22 protein-coding genes are annotated in these 26,990 nt (G+C 63.8%); 12 read left to right on the top strand and 10 right to left on the bottom strand.

Translation table 11 applies throughout. From position 1 onward, the window contains the following. Positions 1-2 precede the first annotated feature (2 nt). From phnE to MPZ60_RS14575, 4 genes are all read right to left on the bottom strand, one after another. Positions 3-1,577, bottom strand: a complete 1,575-nt coding sequence (gene phnE / locus MPZ60_RS14590) for a phosphonate ABC transporter, permease protein PhnE (RefSeq protein ID WP_034354203.1) — start codon at positions 1,575-1,577, stop codon at positions 3-5. Then, positions 1,568-2,410: a phosphonate ABC transporter ATP-binding protein gene (locus MPZ60_RS14585; protein ID WP_034354201.1), complete on the bottom strand. Its 843-nt coding sequence runs from the start codon at positions 2,408-2,410 to the stop codon at positions 1,568-1,570. The genes phnE and MPZ60_RS14585 overlap by 10 nt, the downstream gene beginning before the upstream one ends. Positions 2,411-2,485: 75 nt before the next feature. Next, on the bottom strand, positions 2,486-3,367 hold the full coding sequence (locus MPZ60_RS14580) for a putative selenate ABC transporter substrate-binding protein (protein WP_034354197.1): 882 nt from the start codon (positions 3,365-3,367) through the stop codon (positions 2,486-2,488). Positions 3,368-3,591: 224 nt separating this feature from the next. Beyond that, entirely contained in the window at positions 3,592-5,568 is a 1,977-nt protein-coding gene (locus tag MPZ60_RS14575; protein ID WP_034354194.1) for a choice-of-anchor I family protein, read from the bottom strand. 488 nt (positions 5,569-6,056) lie between these two features. On the opposite strand from MPZ60_RS14575, the gene MPZ60_RS14570 reads away from it, so the two are divergent. Then, complete coding sequence (locus tag MPZ60_RS14570) at positions 6,057-6,893, top strand: RNA ligase family protein (protein WP_034354191.1); 837 nt, start codon at positions 6,057-6,059, stop codon at positions 6,891-6,893. A gap of 73 nt (positions 6,894-6,966) precedes the next feature. Further along, entirely contained in the window at positions 6,967-8,112 is a 1,146-nt protein-coding gene (locus MPZ60_RS14565; protein WP_034354188.1) for an AAA family ATPase, read from the top strand. Between the two features lie 72 nt (positions 8,113-8,184). On the opposite strand, the gene MPZ60_RS14560 is transcribed toward MPZ60_RS14565, so the two are convergent. The 5 genes from MPZ60_RS14560 to MPZ60_RS14540 all read right to left on the bottom strand — a co-directional run bounded on the left by MPZ60_RS14560 (position 8,185) and on the right by MPZ60_RS14540 (position 12,540). Further along, a complete protein-coding gene (locus MPZ60_RS14560; protein ID WP_034354185.1) occupies positions 8,185-9,417 on the bottom strand; it encodes a cyanate transporter in 1,233 nt (410 codons plus the stop codon). A gap of 96 nt (positions 9,418-9,513) precedes the next feature. Next, entirely contained in the window at positions 9,514-9,954 is a 441-nt protein-coding gene (locus MPZ60_RS14555) for a nucleoside deaminase (RefSeq protein ID WP_034354182.1), read from the bottom strand. A gap of 175 nt (positions 9,955-10,129) precedes the next feature. After that, positions 10,130-11,131 (bottom strand): alpha/beta hydrolase fold domain-containing protein, encoded by a 1,002-nt coding sequence (locus tag MPZ60_RS14550; RefSeq protein ID WP_034354179.1) that lies wholly within the window; start codon positions 11,129-11,131, stop codon positions 10,130-10,132. Continuing rightward, positions 11,128-12,084, bottom strand: coding sequence for a class I SAM-dependent methyltransferase (locus tag MPZ60_RS14545; RefSeq protein WP_034354177.1), 957 nt, complete (start codon positions 12,082-12,084; stop codon positions 11,128-11,130). Before MPZ60_RS14545 ends, MPZ60_RS14550 begins: the two co-directional genes overlap by 4 nt. Positions 12,085-12,234: 150 nt before the next feature. Further along, positions 12,235-12,540 (bottom strand): hypothetical protein, encoded by a 306-nt coding sequence (locus MPZ60_RS14540; RefSeq protein WP_034354174.1) that lies wholly within the window; start codon positions 12,538-12,540, stop codon positions 12,235-12,237. Between the two features lie 117 nt (positions 12,541-12,657). On the opposite strand from MPZ60_RS14540, the gene MPZ60_RS14535 reads away from it, so the two are divergent. From MPZ60_RS14535 to MPZ60_RS14515, 5 genes are all read left to right on the top strand, one after another. Beyond that, entirely contained in the window at positions 12,658-13,374 is a 717-nt protein-coding gene (locus MPZ60_RS14535; RefSeq protein ID WP_034354171.1) for a methylated-DNA--[protein]-cysteine S-methyltransferase, read from the top strand. Positions 13,375-13,592: 218 nt separating this feature from the next. After that, positions 13,593-14,384 (top strand): SDR family oxidoreductase, encoded by a 792-nt coding sequence (locus MPZ60_RS14530; RefSeq protein ID WP_003062433.1) that lies wholly within the window; start codon positions 13,593-13,595, stop codon positions 14,382-14,384. Between the two features lie 126 nt (positions 14,385-14,510). Further along, positions 14,511-14,933, top strand: coding sequence for a PaaI family thioesterase (locus MPZ60_RS14525; RefSeq protein WP_034354168.1), 423 nt, complete (start codon positions 14,511-14,513; stop codon positions 14,931-14,933). A gap of 135 nt (positions 14,934-15,068) precedes the next feature. Beyond that, positions 15,069-16,085 carry an NADP-dependent oxidoreductase gene (locus MPZ60_RS14520; RefSeq protein ID WP_012838707.1) on the top strand — a complete coding sequence of 339 codons (1,017 nt, stop codon included), beginning with the start codon at positions 15,069-15,071 and terminating at the stop codon, positions 16,083-16,085. A gap of 198 nt (positions 16,086-16,283) precedes the next feature. Continuing rightward, positions 16,284-17,189 carry an SDR family oxidoreductase gene (locus MPZ60_RS14515; RefSeq protein WP_034354164.1) on the top strand — a complete coding sequence of 302 codons (906 nt, stop codon included), beginning with the start codon at positions 16,284-16,286 and terminating at the stop codon, positions 17,187-17,189. 45 nt (positions 17,190-17,234) lie between these two features. On the opposite strand, the gene MPZ60_RS14510 is transcribed toward MPZ60_RS14515, so the two are convergent. Next, positions 17,235-17,720, bottom strand: coding sequence for a DUF1566 domain-containing protein (locus MPZ60_RS14510; RefSeq protein WP_034354261.1), 486 nt, complete (start codon positions 17,718-17,720; stop codon positions 17,235-17,237). A gap of 338 nt (positions 17,721-18,058) precedes the next feature. On the opposite strand from MPZ60_RS14510, the gene MPZ60_RS14505 reads away from it, so the two are divergent. The 5 genes from MPZ60_RS14505 (at position 18,059) to MPZ60_RS14485 (ending at position 26,896) form a co-directional block, all read left to right on the top strand. Continuing rightward, positions 18,059-19,258 carry a multidrug effflux MFS transporter gene (locus MPZ60_RS14505; protein WP_034354161.1) on the top strand — a complete coding sequence of 400 codons (1,200 nt, stop codon included), beginning with the start codon at positions 18,059-18,061 and terminating at the stop codon, positions 19,256-19,258. Continuing rightward, entirely contained in the window at positions 19,251-20,684 is a 1,434-nt protein-coding gene (locus MPZ60_RS14500) for an MFS transporter (protein WP_034354158.1), read from the top strand. Before MPZ60_RS14505 ends, MPZ60_RS14500 begins: the two co-directional genes overlap by 8 nt. Before the next feature lie 288 nt (positions 20,685-20,972). After that, positions 20,973-22,271: an efflux RND transporter periplasmic adaptor subunit gene (locus MPZ60_RS14495; protein WP_034354154.1), complete on the top strand. Its 1,299-nt coding sequence runs from the start codon at positions 20,973-20,975 to the stop codon at positions 22,269-22,271. An 18-nt stretch (positions 22,272-22,289) separates the two neighbouring features. Then, entirely contained in the window at positions 22,290-25,457 is a 3,168-nt protein-coding gene (locus MPZ60_RS14490; protein WP_034354150.1) for an efflux RND transporter permease subunit, read from the top strand. Next, positions 25,454-26,896, top strand: coding sequence for an efflux transporter outer membrane subunit (locus tag MPZ60_RS14485; RefSeq protein WP_034354149.1), 1,443 nt, complete (start codon positions 25,454-25,456; stop codon positions 26,894-26,896). The genes MPZ60_RS14490 and MPZ60_RS14485 overlap by 4 nt, the downstream gene beginning before the upstream one ends. Positions 26,897-26,990: the final 94 nt, after the last annotated feature.

The raw sequence follows: 26,990 nt of genomic DNA, 5'->3' as shown, positions 1-26,990 counted from the left end.
TCTCAACGCATGGCGCGGCGCAGGCCGGCGCTGCTCCAGTCCACGGCAATGCTCAGCAAAAGCATGGCCATGATCACGGTGCTGGCCTGGGCATAGTGGAACAGCGAAAGCTCGAAGTACAGCAGCTGGCCCAGACCGCCGGCACCCACAAAGCCCAGAATCGCGGCCATGCGGATATTCATTTCCCAGCGGTACAGCGTGTATGCCAGCAACTGCGGCGCTGCGCCAGGGAGGGTGCCATAGCAAAATGCCAGCAGGCGATTGCTGCCGTTGAGCTTGAGCGCATTCGCGGGAGCGGCCGGAGCATTCTGCAAGGCCTCGGCAAACAGGCGGCCCAGCACGCCGGTGGTATGCAGGGCCAGGGCCAGCGCACCGGCAAACGGGCCCAGGCCCACGGCCAGCGCGGTAATCGTGGCCCAGACCAGTTCGGGCACGGAGCGCAGCACGTTGAGCACCACATTCCATGGCGCACGCCAGCGCGGCAGGGCCAGCAGCAGGCCCGCGATCGCGGCCAGCAAGGTGCCGACTATGGAGATGGCCAGGGTCTCCCAGATGCCTTGCAGCACCTTGAGCAGCCAGGGCTGGCTCAGGTCGGGCGGGAAAAAGCCACGCACGAAGTCGCCCATGCTGGCGGCGGCATCCGCCGTGAACAGCGCCGAGAAATCAATATCCAGAAGCCGCAGACTGGCCCATAGCGCCGCGCAGGCCGCCAGCACAAATGTGCCGGTTCGCCAGCCGAAGGGCAGGGCGCGCGTGGCAGGCGCGGCGTCGAGCGCGCGACGCAGCCACCAGGAAAGCAGATCGGCCGCAGCCACCAGCAGCATGAAGGCCAGCAGAATGCTGGCGGCTTCGCCGCCGTTGAGCATCTTCATGGCCTGATCCATGAGCTGGCCCAGGCCTCCCGCCCCGACAAAGCCCATGACCACCGAGGCGCGGACCGCGCATTCCCAGCGGTAGACGGTGTAGGAGGTCAGCTCCTTGGCCGCCTGCGGAAGCAGGCCATAGAGCAAGGCCTGAATACGGCCGGTGCCGCTGGCACGCAGGGCACGGGCCGGGGCGGGATCGGTGGATTCGAGAATTTCTGCATAGACCTTGGCCAGCATGCCGCCATAGGTCAGGCCCAGGGCCAGCACGCCGGCTGCAGGACCCAGGCCGAAGACACGCACGAACACCAGAGCCCAGACCAGCTCGGGAATGCCGCGCAGGATGGTGAGCACGCTGCGGGCGATGGGGTTGAGCGTGACTCTCTCGCGTGCCGCACCCGTGGACAGGTAGGCCATGGGTTCGGCAATCACAAAGGCGAGCGCCATGCCGGCCGTGGCGATGGCCAGGGTCTCCAGCGTGGCCTGAGCCAGATAGGCCAGGAACTCCCCACTGGTTTCGGGCGGCAGAAACTGCGCGAGAAAGCCGCCTATGACCTTGAGATTGTCGGCATCGAAAAGCGGCTTGAGCGAAAAGCCCGAGGTCTGCAGCATGGGCCAGAGCACGACCAGTGCCAGGATCAGCCCGCTCAGGCGGCCGCGAGCAGAGGGGTCGCGGCGTGATGGCCGGGCTTGCTCGACCATGTCTACCGGCATGCGTTCACCTGAATGGGAGTGGGCGTGGCGCTGGCGGGATCGCGCTGAGCCAGGCGGTTGTGCAGCATGGGCAGGTCGGCCGCTCTGCCATCGGCATGGGCATAGAGGGCTTGCAACTGCGCATCGCTGACCTGGGCGGCTGGCAGGTCAAAGGCCAGGCGGCCATCGCGCACGCCCACGATGCGGGCAAAGTTGGCCAGCGCCAGATCGACGGCATGCAGGCTGGCCACCAGCGTGGCCTTGCGCGCGGCGGCTTCCCGCACCAGCAACTGCACCGTGGCCTGCGAGAGTGCCGGGTCCAGGGCCGAGACCGGCTCGTCGGCCAGAATCAGCTCGGCCTGCTGGTAGAGCACGCGGGCAATGCCCACACGCTGCAGCTGGCCGCCGGAGAGCTGGTCGCAGCGTGCAAACAGCTTGTCCTCGAGCTGCACGCGAGCCAGGGCTTCGCGCGCGCCCGCAATGTCCTGCGGATAGGCCAGCGATGCCAGGGCCTTCCACAGCGGCCAATGGCCGAGCTTGCCGGCCAGCACGGCCGTGACCACGCGCTGGCGCAGCGGAATGGGCGCGGCCTGGTGCACGGTGCCGATGCGGCTGCGCAAAGCCTTGAGTTCGCGGGCGGCGGATTGCGCAGACGCGGTCCGGCCCAGCACCTGCATGCGACCTGCCGTGGGCAGGTAGGCTGTGCCTATGGTGCTGAGCAGCGAAGTCTTGCCGGCACCCGAGGGGCCGATGAGCGCAATGCTCTCGCCCTGGATGGCGGACAAGGAGATATGGGACAGGGCGGTAAAGCCGTTGCTGTGGGTCAGGCCCACATCGTCCAGCATGAAGCTCATGAGACGAATACTCTGAAAACAATAGCTGCCAACGCCTGATAGATAAGCGTTGGCAGTCAAAAAAAGCTGAATTTCTTACTTCAGCAGACCGGCGGACTTGGCGGCAGCTTCGATGCCGTCGTAGTTCTTGGAGTCGGTGGCGATGAACTTGGAGGCGCGCTGCAGGTCCATGATGGCCTTGTGCTCTGGCTTGCTGGGGTCCAGTGCCAGGAAGGCCGCGGTCAGCTTCTTGACGATGGCCGGGTCCAGGTCGCCGCGCACCGTCCAGTTGTAGTCAAAGTAGGTGGGTGTCGTGGCGAACACACGCACCTTGCTGATGTCCACCTTCTTGGATTCGACCAGCTTGTCCCACACCGAAGTGTTGAGCACGCCGGCCTCGGCCTTGCCTGCGGCCACAAAGGCCACGGTGGCGTCATGCGCGCCCGAGTAGGCCACGGTCTTGAAATCTTTTTCGGGATTCAGGCCGTCCTGCTGCAGGAAGAAGCGCGGCATCAGGCTGCCCGAGGTGGACGAAGGTGCACCGAAGGCAAAGGTCTTGCCCTTGAGGTCGGCCAGCGTCTTGATGGCGGGGTCGGCCGTGATGAACTTGCTGGTGAAGACCGCATCTTCGGCCCGTTGCACGATGGGGATGGCCGTGCCGTTGGTGCGAATCTTGGCCTGCACATAGGTGAAACCGCCCAGCCAGGCCAGGTCCAGCTTTTTGGTGGCCAGGGACTCGACCACGGCTGCGTAGTCGGATACGGGGGTGAACACCACCTTCATGCCGGTGGCTTGCGAGAGGTATTCGCCCAGGGGCTTGAACTTGCGCTGCAGCTCGGTCGGTGCCTCGTCAGGAATGGCCGAAACGCGCAGCACGGCGGGGGTGTCTGCATGCGCTGCGGACAGCAGGGAGGAGGAGGCGAGAGCTGCCACGGCCAAGCCGCGCAGCGCCTGGCGGCGAGCGAAAGAGTGCGTCATTAAGTGCTCCGTTCAAAAAGCCACCGCCGTCCGGATACACGGCGGTTTAGTAGGTCGCAAGCGTCTGGCTTGCGGCGAATGGGAACCCATAGGCGGTACACCGACCGCTGGCGCTTATTGTTACGTAATTGAGAAACCCTCGGCGCAGTCTTTGCTTGATTTGAATAGCAAAAAGCCCCGTGGGGACAGGGCCTGGCATGAAAGCGATTGCTTGTCTGCAGGTTTCAATATTGCAGATTGAGCTGGTAGATGGCCGTGGTGCCGCTGACCTCGTTGCCCACCATCAGCAAGGGCTTGCCGTTGGGTGACTTGGCGGCAGAAATGAAGTGCAGGCCTTCGGGGCCCAGATCGCCCACATCGCTGAGTGCGGTACCTGCCGGCGCGGACTTGCCGTCAAAGCTGGCGGTCCAGTTCTCGCGAGTGTTCAGATAGTCGATCTGCTTGGGTGCCTTGGGGTCGGTGATGTCGAACACCAGAATGCCGCCCATGCGTTCCAGGCCCACAAAGACAAAGGTCTTGGTGCCGATCTGGCCCACGGTCAGGCCTTCGGGCTCGGGACCCTTGGCGCTGCTGCGCGCATCGAGCCTGGCCGTTTCGTCATGACCGGTGTTGAAGTAGGTGGCGCAGGCAATGTCACGTCTGGCGCCCAGCTTGCATTCGGGGCCGGCGATGAATTTTTCAATGGCCGCGCCAGAGTCCCAGACCTGCTTGCCCCTGGCATCCCAGATGGAGATGGAGCGGCCGCCATAGGCGTATAGCCTGTCATAGGTCAGATAGCCCTTGCCATCCTTGACGGGGTTGCCGCTGCTGTCGGTCTGGTAGCCCATGGTCCAGGTGACCTTGAGGCGGCCCAGTTTGTCATCGTCGCGGCAGGTCTTGGGGTCTGTGCCGAACGCACCGCACCAGGCAAAGTTGCTGGCATTCAGATAGGCGCCGCTGGCCAACTGAGCCAGATGGGCAGGCAGATCGTCGCCCGCACGGCGCAAAAAGCCGTCCTTGTGCACCAGGTGCTTGATGCGCCACTCTTCCACAAAGCCCTTGCTCATATCGCCCGCCGTGGCCGGAGTGCCAGCCGTCTTGTCGGCGGCCGTACCGAAGTAGCTCTTGTTGCCCTCGCCCCAGGCACGTGCATCGCCTTCGTTGGCAGTGACCAGATAGGTCGCACCGTCGGCGGCCTTATAGGCGGCGATGGAGTCGGGCTGGTACATGCCAAACACATTGGCGGCCTGGGTGATGTTGATGACCGGGCTCTTGCCGTCGCTGTCGGCGAAGTCCAGCTCGTTGCCGGCCGCGCCATGATCCTTGAAGCCCAGAGCCACCACATCGGTCACGGTGGCGCTGGCGATGTCCACGATGGCCAGCGCATTGTTTTCCTGCAGCGTCACCCAGGCCGTCTTGCCGTCCGGGGCCACGGCAATGTATTCGGGCTCCAGGTCATTGGCCACGGCGGCCGTTCCCAGGCCGTCTGCGGTCGGGCCGAAGATGCGCACGCCCTTGGCCAGCAACTGCGCCTTCTGGCTGTTGAAGGCCTTGAAGTCGGCAGTGCGCGCCACGGGCTTGGCGGGCGTGCTCACATCGATCACGCTGATCGAGCCTTCGGGGTCGATCTGGTAGTCATCGCTGGGCTCGCCCTCGTTGGCGACCAGAATGGTCTTGCCGTCGGGGGTGAAGGTCAGCATATCGGGCAGGGCGCCCACGGGCACTTCGGCGATCACGCCGAGCTTGTCGGCGTCATAGATGACGACCATGCCCTTGTCCGTCTTGACCGATGCCTGCACGGCTGCAGCCACCAGGCCGCCATGCACGGCCACGCTGTTGATGGAGGCCCCCGCACCCAGCGAGAGCTTTGTGGCATCCAGGCTGGCCAGCATGCGCGGTGCGGCGGGGTTGCTCATGTCCAGCACGTCGAGCGCACCCCTTTGGGCGTTGACCACAAAGCCGCGCTTGGTGGCGGGATCGAAAGCCGTAATTTCGGCGGCGCTCTGCAAAAAAATGCCCGACTGATAGCTGCCGATTTTCTCCAGCCTGAGCGAGGTGGGCGTCTTCTCGGGCTCGGGTGCCGGCGCCGGGACTTCAGGAACCGGAGCAGGCGCTGGTGTGGTGGTGTTAGTGTTGTTGTCACCGCCACCACAGGCGGCCAGGGCAGCGGCTGCGATCAGGGAAATCAGAAGAGGTTGGCGCAAGGTCTGTGCAGATGTCATTGAGAGTTTGGCAGGTGCAGGAAGAAAATACGATTTGTAACCAGCCTCTGTTTCATCTCTGTGAAACCGTTTCGTGTTCTTTGCGCAACAAGTTTCGGTCAAGCGCTTGGCAGTTGGGCTTGCAAGCAAATACACTCGCCAGCCTTGCTCCACCTGCGCTATTCGCTCTCATTTTCGAGGTGCACCATGTCCCGCCGTATTCGTTTGAGCTAAACGACTTCGTCACACGCTGATCTTTCTCGCGTGTGCGCTGCGGTGTGGAACTCCCGCTCTGTGAAGGGCGGCAATCTTCCTGCTTGGCGTCTCTGGCCTGAATTGCATTCGGGCTCCAAGCTCCTCCCACTCCCTGAACTCCAGGCCGGCCCTTTTCTTGGCGGCTTGGGTTCTGTCTTTTTCCGATGGCAGCGGAGAGCGGCGCTGTCCATGTCCTTGATTTGTCTGCCGCGCCTTTTTTGCGCGTGGCTTATTCCCTTTTAGGAAAGCACAACATGACTTCACCACATCTATTCAATCTGGAGATCCTCAAATATCCGCGCACGCCGCATCTGCGTGGCTCGCGGCTGCAGGTCGGCGATCAGGCAGATGCCGTGCCTTATGAAGCGCTGGCCGGCCGCCATATCGTGGTCGAGGAGAAGCTGGACGGCGCCAATGCGGCGCTGAGCTTTGGTGCCGACGGCAGCTTGCTGCTGCAGTCGCGCGGCCACTATCTGCAAGCCGATCAGATGGGCGGGCGCGAGCGTCAGTTCAACGCCTACAAGCAATGGGCCCGAGCCCATGAAAGCGCGCTGATGGCCCTGCTGGACGATCGCTATGTGATGTATGGCGAATGGCTGTATGCCAAGCACTCTCTGTACTACGACGCCTTGCCGCACTGGTTTTGCGAGTTCGATATCTGGGATCGCTCGGCGCAGCAGTTTCTGGACACGCCACGGCGCCACGCGCTGCTGGACGGTGTGCCCGTGGTGTCCGTGCCCGTGCTCTACGCGGGCATCGCACCGAGGCGCATGCAGGATTTGCTGGCATTGCTGACACCGTCTCTGGGGCGTAGTGCGCGCTGGCAGGCTGTGTTCGAGGATCAGGTGCAAAGACAGAAGCTGGATCTGCCGCTGGCCTGGCGCCAGACCGACAGATCCGAGCTGGCCGAAGGTCTGTACATCAAGGTCGAGGAAAACGGCCAGACCGTGGAGCGCTACAAGTTCGTGCGCTCCGACTTCGTGCAGGTGATCCTGGAGTCGGGCTCGCACCACAGCGAGCGGCCCATTGTCGCCAACGGTCTGCGCACAGGCGTCGATATCTTTGCCAACAAGATTCAAAAAAGCTGGTGAGGCCTGTCCAACAAGCGTTGATAGCTATCAAAACCGTGGTTTTCATGAGGAGGCTGCGGTGAAAGGAGAATTTATGTGGAGCTGGAAACAGATCGCGGCCCTGGTGCCGCATTCCGCTCACCATGCGGTGGACTGGGCGGCCTGCCTGGAGGCTTTTCCGCAACTGGAGCTGGCCAAGACCACGCCGCAAGACCCGATCTACCATGCAGAAGGCGATGTCTGGACGCATACGCAGATGGTGGTGACCGAGCTGCTGCAGGACAGCGACTATGCAGGGCTCACCAACGAAGAGCGCGAGACGGTCTTTCTGGCCGCGCTGCTGCACGATGTTGCCAAGTGCTCGACCACGCAGATAGCCGACGACGGCCGCATCTCGCAGCCTGGCCATTCGCGTCGGGGTGCACTCGATGCGCGGCTCATGCTCTGGGAGGCGGGCGCGCCGGTGGCCCGGCGCGAGGCGGTCTGCCGCCTGATTGCAGTGCATCAGGTGCCGTTTTTTGCCTTTGCCGATTCGCGCCGAGGCGTCTCGCCCGAGTTCATGGTCAGAGAGCTGTCCTGGCAGGTCGATCTGCATTTGCTGGTGCTGCTGGCCCGTGCCGATATTCGCGGCCGCATCTGCCCCGATGTGGGCAATGTGCTGGTGAATATCGAGCTGTTCAGGGAGCTTGCGCTGGAAGAGGGCTGTTTGCGCAAGCCGCGCAGCTTTGCTTCGGCCGAGACGGCAGTGCGCTATTTCCGCGGTGCCGAGTTGCACCCGGACTACGCCTTGCACGAAGAGCCGGGCTCGCGCGTCATCGTCATGTGCGGTCTGCCTGCATCGGGCAAGAACCACTGGGTGGCCCAGCATCATGCGGGCCTGCCCGTGGTGTCGTTTGACGATGCGCGCACCGAACTGGGTCTGCGCCACGGCGAGAACGAGGGCGCTGCGGCCCATCATGTGGTGGACAAGGCCAAGAGCCTGCTGCGCGCCAAGGCCGCTTTTGTCTGGAATGCCACGCATATGTCCAGGCAGATGCGCGGCAAGACGCTGGACCTGTGCCTGGCCTATGGCGCGCAGGTGGAGCTGGTGCATCTGGAGGCAAGCAGGTCCACCTTGCTGGCGCGCAACAGCAAGCGCGACACCACGCTCGGCAATGCCGCATTGCTGGGCATGTTGCACCGATGGGAGGTACCCTTGCCGACCGAGGCGCATGGGCTGCAACTGCTGGTCAACGAGTAGTCCGCACAAAAACGAAAAGGAAAAAGGGCCTGGAAGTTTCCAGGCCCTTTTTTGGGGATCGCAATGCCGTGCTCAAGGCTGCTGCATGGCTTGCGGGTAGCCCTGGGGGTTGAAGCGTGTCACCAGCAGACAGACCAGCGCGGCGACGCCGGCCTGATAAAGCCAGCCCGTCATCCAGCTGTCGCTGATCTGGTGCAGCTGTGCCATGACCAGAGGGGCCAGTGCGGCGAGGATGAAGCCGCCGCCCTGCATCAGCGAGTTTAGGGCACCGGCCTGTGTGGGCGATGGCAGATGGTCCAGCGCCACCAGCATGAAGAGCGAAAAGCAGCCGCCCAGACCCAGACCCAGCACGATGGCATTGAGTGTGGGCATGGCATCGGGCCAGAGCCCGAGGCCGGCAAAGCCGATGATCTGCAGCAGCAAGGCCAGCATGAGCCAGCAGCGACGGTCCAGGCTGCGGCGCGCGAGAGCGGGCATGGCCAGCGCCGATGCGGCCTGCGCAATCGACAAGATGGCCAGCAGCGAGCCGCTTTGCGTGGCCGTCCAGCCATGGGTTTGATAGAACGGAGCGAGCCAGGCAACGGTTGAGCCATAACCGCCGTTCATCAGGCCGAAGCTGATCAGCAGCAGCCAGGTGCGGCCCCGGCGCAGCAGCCAGCCGGTGTCGCTATCGGCTTGTACCAGCGGCACGGAGGGTGCAGGGGCAACGGGCTCGCGCATCAGCGTCAGCGCATGCCAGGCCAGCGGCAATGCCAGCAGCACTGGGATGGCCCAGATGGCCAGCGAAGCCTGCCAGCTCAGACCCAGTTGCATGGCCACGGGCGAGAGCTGGGCGCTGAGTGCGCCGCCGCCCATGAGTGCGGCCGAGTAAAGTCCCATCATGGGTGCCACGTTGTGGGGAGACTGGCGCTTGATCAGCCCCGGCAGAATGCTTTGTGCCAGCGCCACGCCCGCACCGCACAGGCCGGCCGTGACGATCAGCAGACTGCCGGTGGCGGCGCCAGCAGGCGTCAGGCGCAGGGCGCAGCCCAGCGCAATCAGCAGCAGCGAGGCGCAGATGGCGGCGCGCGCGCCCCAGCGTCGCAATGCCGTGGGAGCGAGCCAGCCACCAATGCCCATCAGCGCCATGGGCAGCAGCGTGAGCCAGGAAAAGCTGCGCAAATCCATGCCCGTGGCCTGCTGTATGGTCGGTGCCAAGGGACCCGGAGCCGTCAGAAAGGGACGCAGATTGATGGTGACCAGTATCACCACGGCCAGCCACAGCAATGGCGGCACGCGATGTGTTCGGGAAGATGTCGATGTCATGAAGCTCGGGGGCTGGCTGCGCTGCGGCGCGCCGGTGTGCGCGCCGCTCGTCCTGGGCAGCCCGGTTTGTTGTTATGGTTTTGGCGGCAACGAGGATCAGGCGGCGGGCCAGGCCTCATCCCCATAGAGCTGGGCCGCGCGGATGCCGGTGTCGATGCGGGTGATGGGCAGCGGCTGCGGCGTCAGCGACAGGCGCAGGCGCTGGTAGGTCCTCTCGCTGGACAGGCCATAGGGCGCGGCGTCTTGGTTGTCGAAGGCGAAGAATACCTGCTCGGCACCATTCATGACCAGGGCTGCCAGGCACATGGGGCAGGGGTGGCCGCTGGCATAGATGGACAGGCCTGCCAGGCTGGGGTTGGCGCGTTTTTGCGTGCCCGCGCGTATGGCCTGCATTTCGGCATGGGTGCTGGGGTCGTGGCTGGCAATGATCTCGTTGACGCCGGTGGCAACGACTTCAATTCCCTGGGCGAGCACGGCGCCGAACGGGCGGCCGCCCTTGAGGCGGTTGGCATGGGCCAGGTCCACGGCCAGGCGCATCAGTTGTTGTGGGGTGGCGGAAGTTGGGCTCATGACTAAGAAAGATATGGCGGCGAGCGCCGGATGCTTGATGCATCGGCGTCGAGGTACTGTGTTTGAAAGGGGCGGGGCGGCGCCCGGCGCCGTGCAGCGTACACCTGCACGGCCATGCCGCTACCCGTCCTCAGAGCAAAGCTTATTTACTCTGAGGACGTTGGCGGCCTATTAGTTCCGCCCAGGCCGAGCAGACGAGCTCGACCTGCTGGCGTGCCGCCGGGCTGGCAGCCAGCATTCGCGCAAAGCCGTGGACCATGGCCGGCGCGCGCAAAAGCTGCAGCGGTGCGCCCAGGGCCTGGGCTGCATGGGCAAAGGCTTCGGCCTCGTCGCGCAGAATATCGTGGCTGGCCGTCATCAAAAGCGTGGGCGGCAAAGCAGCGATGGCTGCGCTGCAGCAGCCCGGCGTCAGCCATTGCGAGGCCTGGCCCTCGGGCCGGCCCAGTTCCTGCCAGTAGCGCTGCATGGCGGCGGGCGTGAGCCCGAAGCCCGTGGCAAATTGGCGCATGCTGTCATTGTCCTGATCGGGCTCAAGCGGCGGGTAGAGCAGCAGCAGGCCCGCAATGCGGGCCGCATCGGTGGGTTGCTGAATCTGGCGTACGGCTGCTGCCAGCGCCAGATGGGCGCCAGCGCTATCGCCTCCGAGCAGGACCTGCTCTGCCGCGAAAGGCAGCAGTTCGCGCATATCGCTCAGCCACTGCAGCACGGCCATCACATCGTCCAGCGGCGCGGGAAAGCGGCTCTCCGGCGTGCGGCGGTAATGTACGGACAGCACCACATGGCCGGTGAACTGGGCCAGATGCTCGCACAGGTCGTCATGGGTGTTGAGATCGCCCACCATCCAGCCGCCGCCATGCAGCCAGACCAGCGTCCGGCCGCTGCCCGCACCTTGCTTGCGATAGCTGCGCACGCAGATCTCGCGGCCCTCGGCCGCCACGAAATGCTCGGCCCTGGAAATACCGGGCAGGGCCGAGCGAATCAGCCCGGCCTGCAGCTCGCTGAGCAGACGCCGGCGTTGCACATAGTCGAGCTGCGGGGTCGGCGTCTCCGCATCGAGCCGGGCAAAGCGCTGCAGCGTGCGTGCCAGAGCCGGGTCCACGGGCTGCGGAGGCAGGCTGCGGCCCTGATCTGTGCCCTCGCTCATGGCTGCTGGTCCGCAGCCAGTGCAGGAGCGCGATAGACCATGACCTTGAGGCTGCGCTCCTCGTCCACATCGGCAAATACGGCCGGGTTTGCCAGGCGCTCGACGAACTGCAGCTCGGGTGCGATTTCCGCCATCTGCTCGCGCAGAAAGTCGGTGCCGAGTTCGGGGGCGTTCAGGCACAGCAGGACCTGGCCGCCCGGCACCAGCAGATCGGGCAGGCGGCGCATCAGGCGCGCATAGTCCTTGGTGGCGATGAAGCTGCCTTTTTGGTAGCTGGGCGGGTCCACGACGATCAGGTCGTACGGTCCGCTGCGGTTGATCTTGCCCCAGCTGCTGAAAATATCGTGGGCGGCGAAGCTGGCGCCGGCCTTGACGCCGTTGAGCTGATGGTTGTGCTGACCCGTGGCCAGAGCGCCCTTGCTCATGTCCATATTGAGAACCTGGCCCGCGCCGGCCAGCTTGGCCACGACCGAGAACGCGCAGGTATAGGCAAACAGATTGAGCACCTTCATGCGCTCGGGCCGCTCATGGGCCAGCACCTGCCGGCGCACCCAGTCGCGGCCGGCGGCCATGTCGAGGAACAGGCCGTGGTTCTGCCCGCGTGCGATATGGATCAGATAGCGGGCGCCGTTCTCTGTGACCACATGCGGCTCGGGCAGCTCGCCGGCCATGACGCGGGTTTCGACCTTGCCGCCGCTTTCGCGGGTCTGGAAGGCCCAGGTCAGAGGCAGTCCGGCCGGGGCGATCTGCTGCCAGCGCTGCTCCAGCGCCTGACCGATCTGGCTCAGCTGGGCTTCCTCCATGGGAGCAAAGCTGGTCAGCACGATGACGGGCGCAAAAGCATCCAGCGAGATCTGCTCGCAGCCCGGATACCGCCCGCCGCGGCCATGAAAGATGCGCTGGGCATCAGTGGGGAAGGGCATCTGGGCAATGGCGGCTAGCAGGGCTTGCATGGAAAGAGAACAGTCACACGGTCAAACAAGCCGCCAGTGTAGGCATTGCAGCGAGCTCCGGTGGCCAGGGCGGCACATGTCCCTTGCAATGGTTGGCGGCCCGGGCCGGTGCTGACGGCCTCGGGACTCGCGCCGCCCGCGCCCGTTCACTCAGTGGTAGATGCGCCGCACATCGAAAAAACAGCTTTCGGTGCCGCCAATGCCTTGCAGGCCGGCTTCGGCAGCGGCGCGGGCGGCTTTCATCCAGCGCTGGAAGGTGAGCTTGGCGTCGTCGGTGATTTCTTCGGCAGGGGTGTCTTCCAGGCCTTGCACCAGCGACAGGGCTTCGCCGACCTGTTCCTCTCCGCCGAGCTGGCGGGCCAGCACACGCGCATAGCGTGCCTCGGCCTGCTGGCGTTTGTCCTCGGGCAGCTCGGGGTAGTCGCAAAGAGAGACGGTGAAATGGGCTTCTTGCATGTCCGTATATCCACAGTGTTTTGACTGTTTAAATATACAGTAATTAACTGTTTTTGCATCCAGTCTTTCTGGAAATTTTTGCAAAAACAAATGGACTGCGTTTTGTAGACTGTGGCAATGAATCCTGCTGCTTCATTGCCCTTGCCAGGGCATGCCCTGTTTGTCACGCGCATCGGTGCCTGTGGTCTGGCCTGGAATGCCGCTGCCATCTGCGCCGTGCAACTGCCCGAGGCCAGCTGGGGCGAGACCCGGGAGCGCATGCTGCTGGGTCTGTCCAAACGCCATGCGCTGCAGCCGCAGCGCGGGCCTGCGGCATATGGTGCCGTGACCTCCATCTCCGCTGTTCCGGGCTTTGCCGTGCAGGCCATGGCCGGGGTGCAGTGTCTGCTGGCCGGAGTGAATGCGCAGATCGAGCCGTGCTGGGCGCAGCCCAGCGCAGAGGCCGTGGCTGCCGGCGTGCTGGGAGATATGCGGCAGGACAGAGTGCAAGGCCCGGTTGGTGTTCTGCCTGACCTGCAGGAGATTGCACTCGACGAGTTCGCCGTGCCTGCATTTCACAGCCAGGTCTATGCCTTCACGCGCGCCCTGGCGCCAGGGCGGACCAGCACCTATGGCGAAGTTGCAGCAGCGCTGGGTGAGGCTGGTGCAGCGCGCGCCGTGGGCCAAGCGTTGGGAGCCAATCCGTTTGCGCCGATTGTTCCCTGCCATCGCGTGCTGGCCGCAGGGCGGGCACCGGGAGGCTTCTCGGGTGGTCAAGGCGCTTTGACCAAGCTGCGCATGCTGGAGATCGAAGGCGGGGCCTGGGGCGGCACGCAGTCGCTGTTTGCCGATTGATGCCGATTGAAGGCGCCGGATGCGCTTTGCCTGGCTGCTGCCGGCAGACCCTGCAAGCCGCGTCAGGGCGGGCTCTGCCACCTGCGGGACAGCGCCGACACGCAGGTGACAACACCGGGCCTGAGGCGCCCGCACAATTCATGCAGCTTTTGACGAGCAGGCCTTGCAAGGCACTGCGCACCCGGTTTGAACCTTGAAAACAAACAGGAGACATGAGAATGACACGTACGGTGCAGCAACTTTTCGACCTCTCGGGCAAGACGGCCCTGGTGACCGGCGGCTCGCGTGGCCTGGGTCTGCAGATGGCGCATGCGCTGGGCGAGGCCGGCGCGAAGATTCTGCTGAGCTCGCGCAAGGCCAAGGACCTGGAAGAGGCCGCAGCCGAGCTCAAGGCCGCTGGCATAGAGGCCGACTGGATTGCTGCCGACTGCTCGGACGAGGCCGATATCACGCGCCTGGCCAAGGAGGCCGTGCAGCGTCTCGGCCATGTGGACATTCTGATCAACAATGCCGGAGCCAGCTGGGGCGCGCCGGCCGAGGACCACCCGACAGCGGCCTGGGACAAGGTGATGAACCTGAATGTGCGCGGCTATTTTCTGCTGAGCCAGCAGATCGCCCGCCTGTCCATGCTGGAGCGCAAGAGCGGCCGCATCATCAATCTGGCGTCGATCGCCGGCCTGGGCGGCAATCCCACGGGCATGAAGACCATTGCCTACAACACCTCCAAGGGCGCGGTCATCAATTTCACGCGCGCGCTGGCCGGCGAGTGGGGCGAGCACGGCATCACCGTCAACGCCATCTGCCCGGGCTTTTTCAAGACCAAGATGGCCGCCGTGCTGATCGAGACATTGGGCGAGGACGAAATGCGCTCCCATGCGCCGCTGCGCCGTCTGGGCGACGATGAGGATCTCAAGGGCCTGACGCTGCTCTATGCCAGCGATGCGGGCAAGCACATCACCGGCCAGTGGATGGCCGTGGATGGCGGCGTGAGCGCTCTGGTCGGTGGTTGATAGTGGCGGATGAAGGGTGAGTCATGTTTTTTGTGCGGCGCAGCATTCTGAGGCTGTCCGCCGCGCTTACATTCACGGTTCAGCTGCTGCGGTCTGCGGCGCATCACTCTTCTGAAAGGTTTCGCGGTGTTGTCATTTGGTCCTGAAATTCCCTTTGTGCATGAGCTGGGCTTCACCCTCCACAAGATGGAGAACGGTGAGTCCGAGCTGCACTTCACACCGCGTCCCGAACATCTGAATTCCTTTGGCATCACCCATGGCGGAGCCTCGATGACGTTGATGGATGTGACCATGGCCGTGGCTGCGCGCAGTGTGGATTTCGATCTGGGCGTGGTCACCATCGAGATGAAAACCTCGTTCATGCAGGCAGCCAATGGCCCGCTGGTCGGCAAGGGCGCGCTGCTGCATCGCACCGGCACCATGGCTTTTACCGAAGGCCGCATCTATGACGCGCAGGGTCGACTCTGCGTACATGCCACGGGCACCTTCAAGTACATGAAGCGCAGACCTGCGGCCGAAGGCGGATTGCAAGCCCTGCCCACGGATTGAGTACGGATCGGTTGCTCTGTTTTTATGAGCGGCCACCGCTTTACCTATCGTTGTTTTGTGTGTTATCAGCTCCAAGTGCGAGGTATATCAAGTGCTTGAAGCTATGAAATCTGAAGTTCAAACAGGAGACGAAACATGACGGTCAATCAGCAAATCCTTCTGGACAACCGCCCCCAGGGCGAGGCGGTGGAGAGCAATTTCAAGCTGGTGCAGTCGCCGCTGCCCACGGTGGGCGAGGGCCAGGTGCTGGTGCGCCACCACTATCTGAGCCTGGACCCCTATATGCGCGGCCGCATGAACGACTCCAAGAGCTATGCCCAGCCCCAGCCGCTGGGCGAGGTCATGCAGGGCGGCACGGTAGGCGAGATCGTCGAGAGCCGCCACCCCAAGTTCAAGGCTGGCGACAAGGTGGTCGGCATGGGCGGCTGGCAGGAATATTCGCTGCTCGACCCCAGCGTGCCCGGTGCGCTGCGCAAGGTCGACACCACCCATGTGCCGCTGTCCTACTATCTGGGCGCCGTGGGCATGCCGGGCGTGACGGCCTGGTATGGCCTGGTCAAGATCATCAACCCCAAGGCCGGTGAAACCATGGTCGTCAGCGCTGCCACTGGTGCCGTGGGCAGCGCCTTTGTGGCGCTGGCCAAGGCACGTGGCTGTCGCGTGGTGGGCATTGCGGGCGGTGCCGAGAAATGCCGCTACGCCGTGCATGAGCTGGGCTTTGATGCCTGCATCGATTACCGCGAGCACCCCGATGTCAAGACCATGGCCAAGGCCTTGAAGGATGCCTGCCCCAACGGCATCGACGGCTATTTCGAGAACGTGGGCGGCTATATCTTCGACGCCGTGCTGCTGCGCACCAATGCCTTTGCGCGTGTGGCCCTGTGCGGAATGATTGCCGGCTATGACGGCCAGCCCCTGCCGCTGGCCAATCCGGCGCTGCTGCTGGTCAACCGCATCAAGCTCGAAGGCTTTATCGTCAGCGAGCACATGGAAGTCTGGGGCGAGGCCCTGACCGAGCTGGGCGGCCTGGTGGCAGCCGGCAAGCTCAAGCCGCGCGAGACGATTTCCCAAGGTCTGGCCTCGGCGCCCGGCGCGTTCCTGGGCCTGCTCAAGGGCAAGAACTTCGGCAAGCAGCTGGTGAAGCTGATTTAACCCACTGAGGCTGAAAAAAATCACCCCCTGAGGCGCTTTGCCTGGGCGGCCCCGCGCCTTCCCCCTCTCTCGCTTCGCGGGAGGGGGACGATGCCTTCACCCGGCCCCGCAGCGAGGCGGCCCTTGCTTGGCATCTCTAAGCTGGAGTGCGCCAGTTGCAGGCGCAATTCCCATATAAAAAAATATCCGGAGACAAGAATGATCACGAATTTCGCGGGAAAGACGGCGGTTCTGACAGGTGCGGGCTCGGGCTTCGGGCTGGAGTGCGCGCGCATCGGAGCCGCCAGAGGCATGAATCTGGTGCTGGTCGATGTGCAGCAGGAGGCGCTGGACAAGGCCGAGGCCGAGCTCAAGGCTGCCGGTGCCAAGGTGCTGGCGCGCAGGGTCGATGTCTCGGATGCGGCGCAGATGGAAAGACTGGCCGCCGAAGTCAAGGAGACCTTTGGTGCGCCGCACTTTGTCTTCAACAACGCGGGCGTCGGCGCGGGCGGCCTGGTCTGGGAAAACACCGTTGCCGACTGGCAATGGGTGCTGGGCGTCAATGTCTGGGGCGTAATCCATGGCGTGCGCCTGTTCACGCCCATGATGCTGGAGGCCGCCAAGGCCGATCCCGCCTATGAAGGCCATATCGTCAACACCGCCAGCATGGCGGGTCTGCTGGCGCCGCCGAACATGGGCATCTACAACGTCAGCAAGCACGCGGTGGTGTCGCTGACCGAGACGCTGTACCAGGACCTGGCCCTGGTCTCGGACCAGGTCAGTGCCAGTCTGCTCTGCCCCTTCTTCGTGCCCACGGGCATAGGCCATAGCGAGCGCAACCGTCCCCAGGGCCTGGAGGCGCAGCCTTTGACGGCCAGCCAGAAAATCGGTCAGGCCATGACCGACAAGGCCGTGGGCTCGGGCAAGGTCACGGCGACCGAGGTGGCGCAGAAGGTGTTCGATGCCATGGCCTCGGGCCAGTTCTATATCTACAGCCATCCGCAGGCCCTGGGTTCGGTGCAGGTGCGCCTGGAAGATGTGGTTCGGGGCCGCAACCCGACGGATCCGTTTGCGCACAAGCCCGAACTGGGCGAGAGCCTCAAGGCCGCACTGCGCGCTGGCTGAGCCGGCGGGAGTTGAAAAAGCCTTGCCAAAGCGGCAAGGCTTTTTTCATGGTGTGGCCGAAGTTTGGGGGCCGAGCTCGGCCTCGGTGGCAGGGCGCACCAGGCGCAGCAGCAAGGCATTGCCTTTGCCCATATCGGGCACGGCCTGCAGTGTCTCGGTGTTGACCGCCCAGGCCTGCTGGGCCGAGAGGCCGGAGAGGCTGCTGGATTTGTCCACCTGGGCGTAGTTGTAGGTGTTCAGGCGCTGGGCATTTACGGCGGCCGTGCCCGTCCAGTGCCAGTCGCGTGGCGCATTGGGAAAGAGTTCCGGGTTCAGGCCCTGGGGTTTGCTGCTGCGGTCCAGCAGGCGCTTGAGTTCATTGACGCGTGGCAGGCGCCAGCGCAGGTTTTCGGCCTTGCTGCGTTCTGCGGCATGGGTTACGGCCTGCTTGTAGCTGAAGACCTCGGCCTGACCGCCGCAGGCCTTGCCATTCCAGCTCATGCCCTCGGCGCAGCGTGACCAGGCCAGCCTGGCGCGCGTGTCTATCACCATGCTGGCATCGGGCGAGAGCTGAAAGGCCGGGGCAGCAGGCGCGGGCTGTGCGCCGGCCGACTGAGACGCCAGACATAGCGCAGCGAGTGTGGTCAGGAGTGAAAAGGGCAGACGTGGGAAGGAGCTTGCAGCAATCACGGCGAGAGCAGGGAATGATGGTTGAGCCCATTGTGCTTGTTGTCCATGCGGTCATGGCCTGCATGACCGGGTCTAAAGCCTTGTAATTGAGGGCTTAGGCACAGGCGCTGCCCGGCGGACTGGCGTGAGCCTGCAAGGTCATGCAGGAAACCGGCAGCTGTTCAGCACATAAATCAAGTTACCACGACAATCACACCCCTATGCAAGCTTCTGTCTCCCTGCGTCTGGTTCTGATCCTGGGCCTGTTGTCGGCCATCGGGCCTTTCGCCATCGATATGTATCTGCCGGCCTTGCCCCAGATCGGCGCCAGCCTGGATGCCCAGGTCGGGGCCGTGCAGGCCAGTCTGACCGCGTTCTTTCTCTCCATTGGTGTGGGCCAGCTGCTCTATGGGCCGGTCTCCGACATGCTGGGCCGCAAGCCGCCGCTGTACTTTGGTCTGACGGTCTTTGCCGTCGCCAGCGTGGGATGTGCGCTGGCTCCGAATATCGAGACACTGGTGGCGTTTCGCTTTGTGCAGGGCCTGGGCGCTGCGGCCTGCATGGCCGTGCCGCGTGCCGTGGTGCGTGATCTACATACCGGCCATGCTGCCGCGCGCATGATGTCGCTGCTGATGCTGGTGTTCAGCGTCTCGCCGATTCTGGCGCCTCTGGCCGGCAGCGGCGTGATTGCCCTGGCTGGCTGGCGTGCCGTGTTCTGGGTGGTGGCGGGCGCAGCCGTGCTGGGCCTGGTTGCCACGTGGCGTGGCGTGGAAGAGACCCGCACGGCCGAGGCGCGGCTGGACAGCAGCCTTGGCGGTGCGCTCAAGGCCTATCTGGTCCTGTTGCGTGACTGGCACTACCTGGGCCTGGTGTTCATCGGCGGCTGCGCCATGGCGGGCTTTTTCGTCTATCTGGCGGGCTCGCCCTTTGTGCTCATCAACTACTACGGTCTCTCGTCCACCCAGTACAGCATGGCGTTCGCGCTGAACTCCATCGCCTTTATCGGCGCGGCGCAGCTGACGGGGCGGCTGGGCCAGCGCTTTGGCCTGGTCAATGTGGTCAAGGCTGCGGCTTCTGCTTCGGGCCTGACCATGGCCGCATTGCTGCTCTATTACCTGCTGGGCGGTGAGAAGCTGGCGGTGCTGATCGTGCTGTACTTCATTGCCAGCGCCTTCATGGGCCTGGTGATTCCCACGACCTCGGTGCTGGCCCTGGAAGAGCATGGCGAGATTGCGGGCACGGCCTCTGCCTTGCTGGGAACGCTGCAGATGCTGAGCGGCGCGGCCGCCATGCAGATCGTGGGGCATTTTTCCAACGGCAAGCCTCTGCCCATGGTGGTGGGCATGGCGACAGGGGCACTGGTGGGCGTGGCGCTGACCTGGATCACGCTGGGCCGTGTGCACCGGGTCGCCCATGACTGAGAGCACTGCTCAAGCTTCCCCTGCCTACGATGGCCTGCCTGACGGTGCGCGTGGCCGCGCCATGCTGGTCATCATTCTGGGACTGACGCTGTCGGTGCTGGACAGCAGCATCGTCAATCTGGCCTTGCCCGCCATTGCGCGCGAGCTGCAGGCCAGCTCGGCCCTGACGCTATGGGTGGTCAACGCCTATCAGCTCGCCGGCCTGGTGCTGCTGCTGCCGCTGGCAGCCCTGGGCGAGCGCCTGGGTTATCGGCGCATCTATCTGCTGGGCATGACGGTGTTTGTCATTGCCTCGGTGGCGGCCACGCTGGCCAGCTCGCTGAGCACGTTGATTGCAGCGCGCGTGTTTCAAGGCATGGGTGCGGCGGGCATCATGAGCGTGAATGCAGCGCTGGTGCGCTTGACCTATCCGCGCGCCATGCTGGGGCGCGGCATGGCCATCAACTCGCTGGTGGTGGCGACCTCGTCCATGGCCGGGCCTTCGGTGGCCGCTGCCATCCTGTCGGTTGCCAGCTGGCCCTGGCTGTTTGCCATCAATGTGCCGCTGGGCTTGATGACCTTGTGGATGGGGCGCAAGGCGCTGCCGGCCAACCCCGTGGTGCGCAAGGATGGCGAGCCGATAGCGGCGCTTGACGTTTTGCTCAATATTCTGATGTTCACCCTGCTTTTTCTGGGCGGTGAGCAACTGGGCGTGCGCATGGGGCAGGATCAGGGCGCTGCGGGCAGCCCGCTGATGCCTTCGGGCTGGTGGCTGCTGGGCGCCGGGCTGGTGGTCGGCTACGTCTATCTGCGCCGTCAGTGGCACAAGGCGGCTCCCTTGTTTCCGGTCGATCTGATGCGCATTCCCGTGTTCCGGCTGTCGATGTGCGGCTCGGTCTCTGCCTTCTGCGCGCAGATGCTGTCCTATCTGGCCCTGCCATTCCTGCTGCTGGAGGCGCGCGGTCTGTCACCCATGGAGGCAGGCATGCTGATCACGGCCTGGCCGCTGGCCACCGTGCTGACGGCGCCGGTGGCCGGGCGCCTGATCGGCAAGTATCCCGACGGGCTGCTGGGCGGCATCGGCATGGCCATGTTTGCCTGCGGGCTGTGGCTGCTGGCGGCCATGCCGGTCGATGTGGCGCACTGGGACATGGTCTGGCGCATGCTGCTGGCGGGCAGCGGTTTCGCGCTTTATCAGTCGCCCAACAATCACACCATCGTCACCTCGGCTCCCATGTCGCGCAGCGGCGCGGCGGGCGGCATGCTGAGTTCTGCCCGCATGACAGGTCAGACACTGGGAGCGGTGGTGTTGGCCACCATCTTTGCCATCTCGGGCGGGCATGGTGGCAATGCTGAACTGCTGGCGCTGGCTGTGGCCGGCTGTTTTGCAGCGCTGGCCGGAGTTTTCAGCATCTTGCGCGTACGTCCGGGCAAGCAGCAGCATTGATTTGGCAGCAAAAGCGGTTTCTGTCCTGATATAGAGAGCGCAGCCAGTTGCCGATTCCGGGGTTTTGCGGGTTCTGGCTCTAGTCCGTTATGACGAGGAGCCTTGCTGCCAAGGTTTTCTACAGTGGTGTCTCAAGCCAGAGACCGCTGCGACGCCGCATGCCCGCATGACAGGAGAATGGCAAGCGGGTGATTGCCGGCATGTCATTGCGCCTTTGGCTGCTTTACATTTTATTAATATTGTCGGCGCACAATGTTGACAAGTTCTTTAGTTCAGACCGCTCCACGTATGAAGATTGACCAGCCCGCTTCGCTGAGCCCGCGCCGAGAGGCGCATTTTTCTTGCCTTCCCAGAGCAAGCCAGCAAGGTCATCGCCAGCAGCGCTGGACTCTGGCTGTGGGAGCCATGCTGATTGCCGCTGCGCTGGCGGGCTGCTCCAAGCCCGAGGCGGAGCAAAAAGGCCCGCCCAAGTCCGAGCCCAAGGTCGGCGTGGTTACCTTGCAGTCGCAAAGCCAGCAGCTGGATGCCAGCCTGCCGGGGCGCACCCGTGCCTTCATGACGGCCGAAGTGCGTCCCCAGGTCTCGGGCATCATTCAGCAGCGCTTGTTCACCGAAGGTGCGCTGGTCAAACAGGGCCAGCAGCTCTATCAGATCGACGCCGCATCGTTGAAGGCTGCCGAGGCCAGCGCTGCGGCTGCCGTGGCCAAGGCCGAAGCCAGCCAGCGTACGCTGGCTGCAACGGCACGGCGCAATGCCGAGCTGGTCAAGATCGACGCGATCAGCAAACAGGCGTTTGACGAAAGCCAGGCGGCGGCGGCCCAGTCCGCATCGGATGTGGCCGTGGCCAAGGCGAATCTGGAAACCGCACGCATCAATCTCAAGTACAGCCGAATCGAAGCCCCTATCGGCGGTCGCATCGCGCTGTCTGCCGTCACGCCCGGTGCGCTGGTCACGGCCAATCAGGCCACGGCGCTCACCACCATCGTGCGGCTGGACCCCATGTATGTGGACTTCACCCAGTCCAGCACCGATCTGATGCAGCTCAAGCGCGATCTGGATTCCGGCCGCTACCAGAAAGTGGAAGGCAACAAGATTCCCGTGCGCATCCAGCTCGATGACGGCAGCGACTACCCGCATCAGGGCAAGCTGGCCTTTGCGGGCGTGATCGTCAACGACACGACCGGCACACTGACCTTGCGCGCCGAGGTGCCCAATCCCGACGGCATGCTCATGCCCGGCATGTATGTGAAGGCCTTGCTGCCAACGGCTCTGGCACCCGATGCATTGCTGGTGCCGCAGCAGTCGGTGACCCGCGATCTGACCGGGCGTGCCAACGTCATGGTCGTCAAGGACGGCGATGTGGTTGAAAAGCGCGATGTGGAACTGGACCGCGCCGTGGGCGCTTTCTGGTTGCTCAAGACGGGCCTGAAAGCAGGCGAGCGTGTGATGGTGGATGGCTTTCAGCGCATCAAGCCCGGCGACAAGGTTCAGACCGTGGAGGTGGATCTGAAGGCCAAGGCCGAGCGCAAGAGCCAGCGGGGCGAGCCGCCCGTGCAGGCCGCTGCCGATGCACCTGCCAAGAAGTAAGCAAGGCAGGCGACACACATGGCTCAGTTCTTCATCAACCGGCCCATCTTTGCGTGGGTCATCGCCATCATCATCATGCTGGCCGGGGCTTTGTCGATCAAGCTGCTGCCGCTGGAGCAGTACCCCGAGATCGCTCCTCCCCGCGTGACCATCGGCGCCCAGTACACGGGCGCTTCGGCCGAGACGGTCGAAAACTCGGTGACGCAGATCATCGAGCAGCAGATCAAGGGCATCGACAACATGCTCTATATGAGCTCGACCAGCAATGCCTCCGGTCAGGCTCGCATCACGCTGACCTTTGCTCCGGGCACCAATGTCGACGTGGCCCAGGTGCAGGTGCAAAACAAGATCCAGGGCGCGGTCAACCGCCTGCCGGACTCCGTGAAGACGCGTGGCGTATTCATCAACAAGGGCGGCCAGGATTTTCTGGTCACCTACAGCTTCTATTCGCCCGATGAAGATGTGACCGCAGTGGACATCGGCGACTACATCAACAGCAATCTGGTGGACATCATCGGTCGCATCGAAGGCGTCGGCGACATCAACGTCTTCGGCACGCCCTATGCCATGCGCATCTGGATGGACCCCGCCAAGATGGAGAAGTACGGGCTGATCCCCTCCGATCTGAGCAGCGCGCTCAACGCGCAGAATGCCCAGGTCTCGGCGGGCCAGCTGGGGGCCTTGCCTGCGGTGCAGAACCAGCAGCTGAACGCCACCATCACGGCGCGCACCAAGCTCAAGACCGTGGAGCAGTTCGAGGGCATCGTGCTCAAATCCTCGAATGACGGCTCTGTCGTCACCATCAAGGACGTGGCCCGGGTGGAACTGGGGGCCGACAATCTGTCCATCCAGGCCAAACTCAATGGCATGCCGGGCGCAGGCATGGGCATCATCCTGGCCGATGGTGCCAACGCCATGGCGGTGTCGGATGCCGTGGCGGCCAAGCTGGCCGAGCTCAAGCCCTTCTTTCCCAATCAGATCGACTATTTCGTGAGTTCGGACTCCACGCCCTTCGTGCGGGCCTCGATCAGCGAAGTGGTGCATGCGCTGGGCGAGGCCATGGTGCTGGTGGTGATCGTGATGTTCGTGTTCCTGCAGAACTTCCGCGCCACGCTGATTCCCGCCATTGCCGTGCCGGTGGTGCTGCTGGGCACCTTCGGCGTGCTGTCCGTCGCGGGCTTCTCCATCAATACCCTGACCATGTTTGCCATGGTGCTGGCCATCGGCCTGCTGGTGGACGATGCCATCGTGGTGGTCGAAAACGTGGAGCGGGTGATGCACGAGACGGGCAAGTCTCCCAAGGAGGCGACGCGCCAGTCCATGAAGGAAATCACGCCTGCGCTGGTCGGCATCGGGGTCACGCTGTCGGCGGTGTTTGTGCCCATGGCCTTCTTTGGCGGCTCCACGGGTGTGATCTATCGCCAGTTCTCCATCACCATCGTGGCGGCCATGGCGCTGTCCGTGTTTGTGGCCCTGACGCTGACACCGGCGCTGTGCGCGACGCTTCTCAAGGCACCGGATCGCAGCCATGGCGACGGTCATGAGCGTCCCATACGCTCTGGGGTGCTGGGCATCAACGACCGGTTCTTCCGCTGGTTCAACCGCAATTTCGATGCCGCCGCCAATCGCTACCAAAGCACCGTGGCCTTCAGCCTGGGCCGGGCCAAGCGCATGATGCTGATCTTCCTGGCCGTGCTGGCCGCGGTCTGGCTGCTGATGGCCAAGCTGCCCACTTCCTTTCTGCCCGATGAGGACCAGGGGTTTGTCTACGTCAACGTGAACCTGCCTTCCGGTGCTTCAAATGCCCGTCTTCAGGAAGTGCTGGACGAGGTGCGCGAGTACCTGGCCAAGCAGCCGGATGTGATCAGCTTCAACCAGGTGTCTGGTCTCAACGGCGACCAGAGTTCGGCGCGCGGCTTCATCCGTCTGAAACCCTGGAGCATGCGTCCGCTGCCTTCTCAATCGGCCGCGGCCATTGCGAACAAGGCGACCAGGGAGCTGGCCAGCATCCGTGATGCGCGCGTGCAAGTGGTGCTGCCGCCTGCAGTGCGTGGCCTGGGTTCGAGTTCGGGCTACAACTTCATGATCAAGGACATCAATGGTGTGGGCCATGAAGCACTGCTCGCCGCGCGTGATCAGGTGCTTGGTGAAATGCGCGCCAACAATCTGCTGACTGCCGTGCGCACCACCAATCTGGAAGACGCCAGCGAGCTGCGCGTGGATGTGGATGACCGCAAGGCCGCCGCGCTGGGGCTGGCGTACAGCGACATCAACAGCGTGCTCTCCAGCGCCATGGGTGGCACCTATGTGAACGACTTCTTGAACAATGGTCGCGTCAAGCGTGTCTACATCATGGGCGATGCCCAGTACCGCATGCTGCCCACCGATATCGCCAAATGGACGGTGCGCAACAACAAGGGCGAGATGGTTCCTTTCGGAGCTTTCTCCAAAAGCTACTGGGCCTACGGCTCGCCCCAGCTGCTGCGCTACAACGGCAGCCCGGCCTATGAGTTCGAAGGCCGTGCCGCAGCGGGCATCAGCTCGGGCACAGCCATGGAGACGGTGGAAGATATCTTGAAGAAGCTGCCCAACGGCATTGCTTACGAATGGACGGGCGCTTCTTTGCAGGAGCGCCAGTCCGGTGCGCAGGCGCCCATGCTGTATGCCATCTCGATTCTGTTCGTCTTCCTGTGCCTGGCCGCACTCTATGAAAGCTGGACGGTGCCGCTGTCGGTGATGCTGGCCGTGCCGCTGGGTGTGGTGGGCGCGCTGCTGGCGACCTATACCCGTGGCCTGACCAACGATGTGTATTTCCAGGTCGGTCTGCTCACCACCGTGGGTCTTGCGGCAAAGAACGCGATCCTGATTGTGGAGTTTGCCGTGCAGTTGCAGGAGCAGGGCAAGAAACTGTTCGATGCGACGGTGGAAGCCGTGCGTCTGCGTCTGCGTCCCATCCTGATGACTTCTCTGGCCTTTGGTTTCGGTGTGATTCCGCTGGCCATCGGCACCGGCGCTGGCGCTGGTGGTCGCAATGCCATCGGCACGGCCGTGCTGGGCGGCATGGTGGCATCGACGGTGCTGGGTATCTTCCTCGTGCCGGTGTTCTTCCTGCTGGTGCGCAGCTGGTTCAAGAGCCGCTCGCGCAGCGATGAGGCGGCTGACGTCAACAAGGAAAGCGCAGCATGAGGCGCCCGAGCATGAAATTTTCGACCATGGCGGCCGCCGCAGTGACGGCCTTGCTGGCGGGCTGCAACCTGGCTCCGGCCTATAAAACACCTGATCTGCCCGTGCCAGAGACCGTGTCCGGCAACGCCGCGCCGGCCCAGGCCAGCGAAGCGGCGCTGCAACAGGCCCAGGCGCTGCAATGGTTGCAGTCGCCGCAGCTGCGCGAGGTGGTGGCGCTGGCGCTGAGCAACAATCGCGATCTACGTGTCGCGCTGGAAAACATCGAGAAGGCCCGGGCCCAGTACGGCATCACCAGAGCCGATCTGCTGCCGGGCATCACGGCTCAGGCACAGAGCAATCGCACGCGCACCGCAGGGGATCTGACGACGGCAGGGCGCTCCAGCATCACCGAGCAATACACGGCCCAGCTGGGTTTCGCCAGCTACGAGCTGGACCTGTGGGGGCGCATCCGCAATCTGAGCGAAGCCTCGCTGCAGCAGTTTTTGCAAAGCCAGGATAACCGGCGCAATGTGCAGATCGGCCTGGTGGCCGATGTCGCCAATGCCTGGCTGACGCTGGCGGCCGATCAGGCGCGCCTGCAGCTGGCCAGGGACACGTTGGACAGCCGCATCAAGGCTTTCGAGCTGACACGGCGCATGTATGAGCTGGGCTCGACCTCCGGCCTGGTGCTGGCCCAGAACCAGACCACGGTCGATACGGCGCGCGGCGATGTGGCCAGCTACACCTCCCAGGTCGACAGGGACCGCAATGCCCTGCAACTGCTGGTGGGGGGCGCGGTGCCCGTGCAACTGCTGCCCACTGCGCAGACCCTGGCGGGCGCGGCAGACACGGCGGCTCTCAAGGCCGTTCCCGTACCCCTGCCATCATCGGTACTGCTCAAACGTCCCGATGTGCAGGCCGCCGAGCGCAATCTGCAGGCCATGAATGCGAATATCGGCGCAGCCAGAGCGGCGCTGTTTCCCAGCATCACGCTCACCGGCAGTGTCGGTACCGGCAGCAACGAGCTGGACCGTTTGTTCGGCAACAACAACAGCACCTGGAGTTTCATCCCTCTGGTCAAGCTGCCGATTTTTGATGGCGGGCGCAACCGCGCCAATGTACAGGTGGCCGAAAGCAATCAGCGCATTGCACTGAGTCAGTACGAGAAGTCCGTGCAGACAGCCTTCAAGGAGGTGGCGGATGTGCTGGCCGACCGAGCCCAGTGGGGTGAGCGGCTGGCGGCCCAGACCAGCATGGTGGCCAATACGCAGAAAGCCTTCGATTTGTCGAACGCTCGCTTCAAGGCCGGCGTGGATAACTATCTGACGGTGCTGGATGCGCAGCGCAGCCTCTATGCCGCGCAGCAGACCTTGATAGGCCTGCGCCTGTCGGAGCAGCTCAACCGCGTGACCTTGTGGAAGGCACTGGGTGGAGAAGAAGAGGCCGCACAGCAGGGTTGATGGACGAACTTGCCCGATGAACAAAGCCGCAGTCTTTCGAACTGCGGCTTTGTTTTTGATAGCTGCTCACGCTTTACCAGTAAGCGATTGAGCC

This window comes from Comamonas sp. 7D-2, from assembly GCF_022749555.1.
Lineage (GTDB): Bacteria > Pseudomonadota > Gammaproteobacteria > Burkholderiales > Burkholderiaceae_C > Comamonas > Comamonas thiooxydans.
The sequence above is the reverse complement of the archived record's forward strand: the minus strand, read 5'-3'. Positions and strand labels throughout refer to the sequence as shown.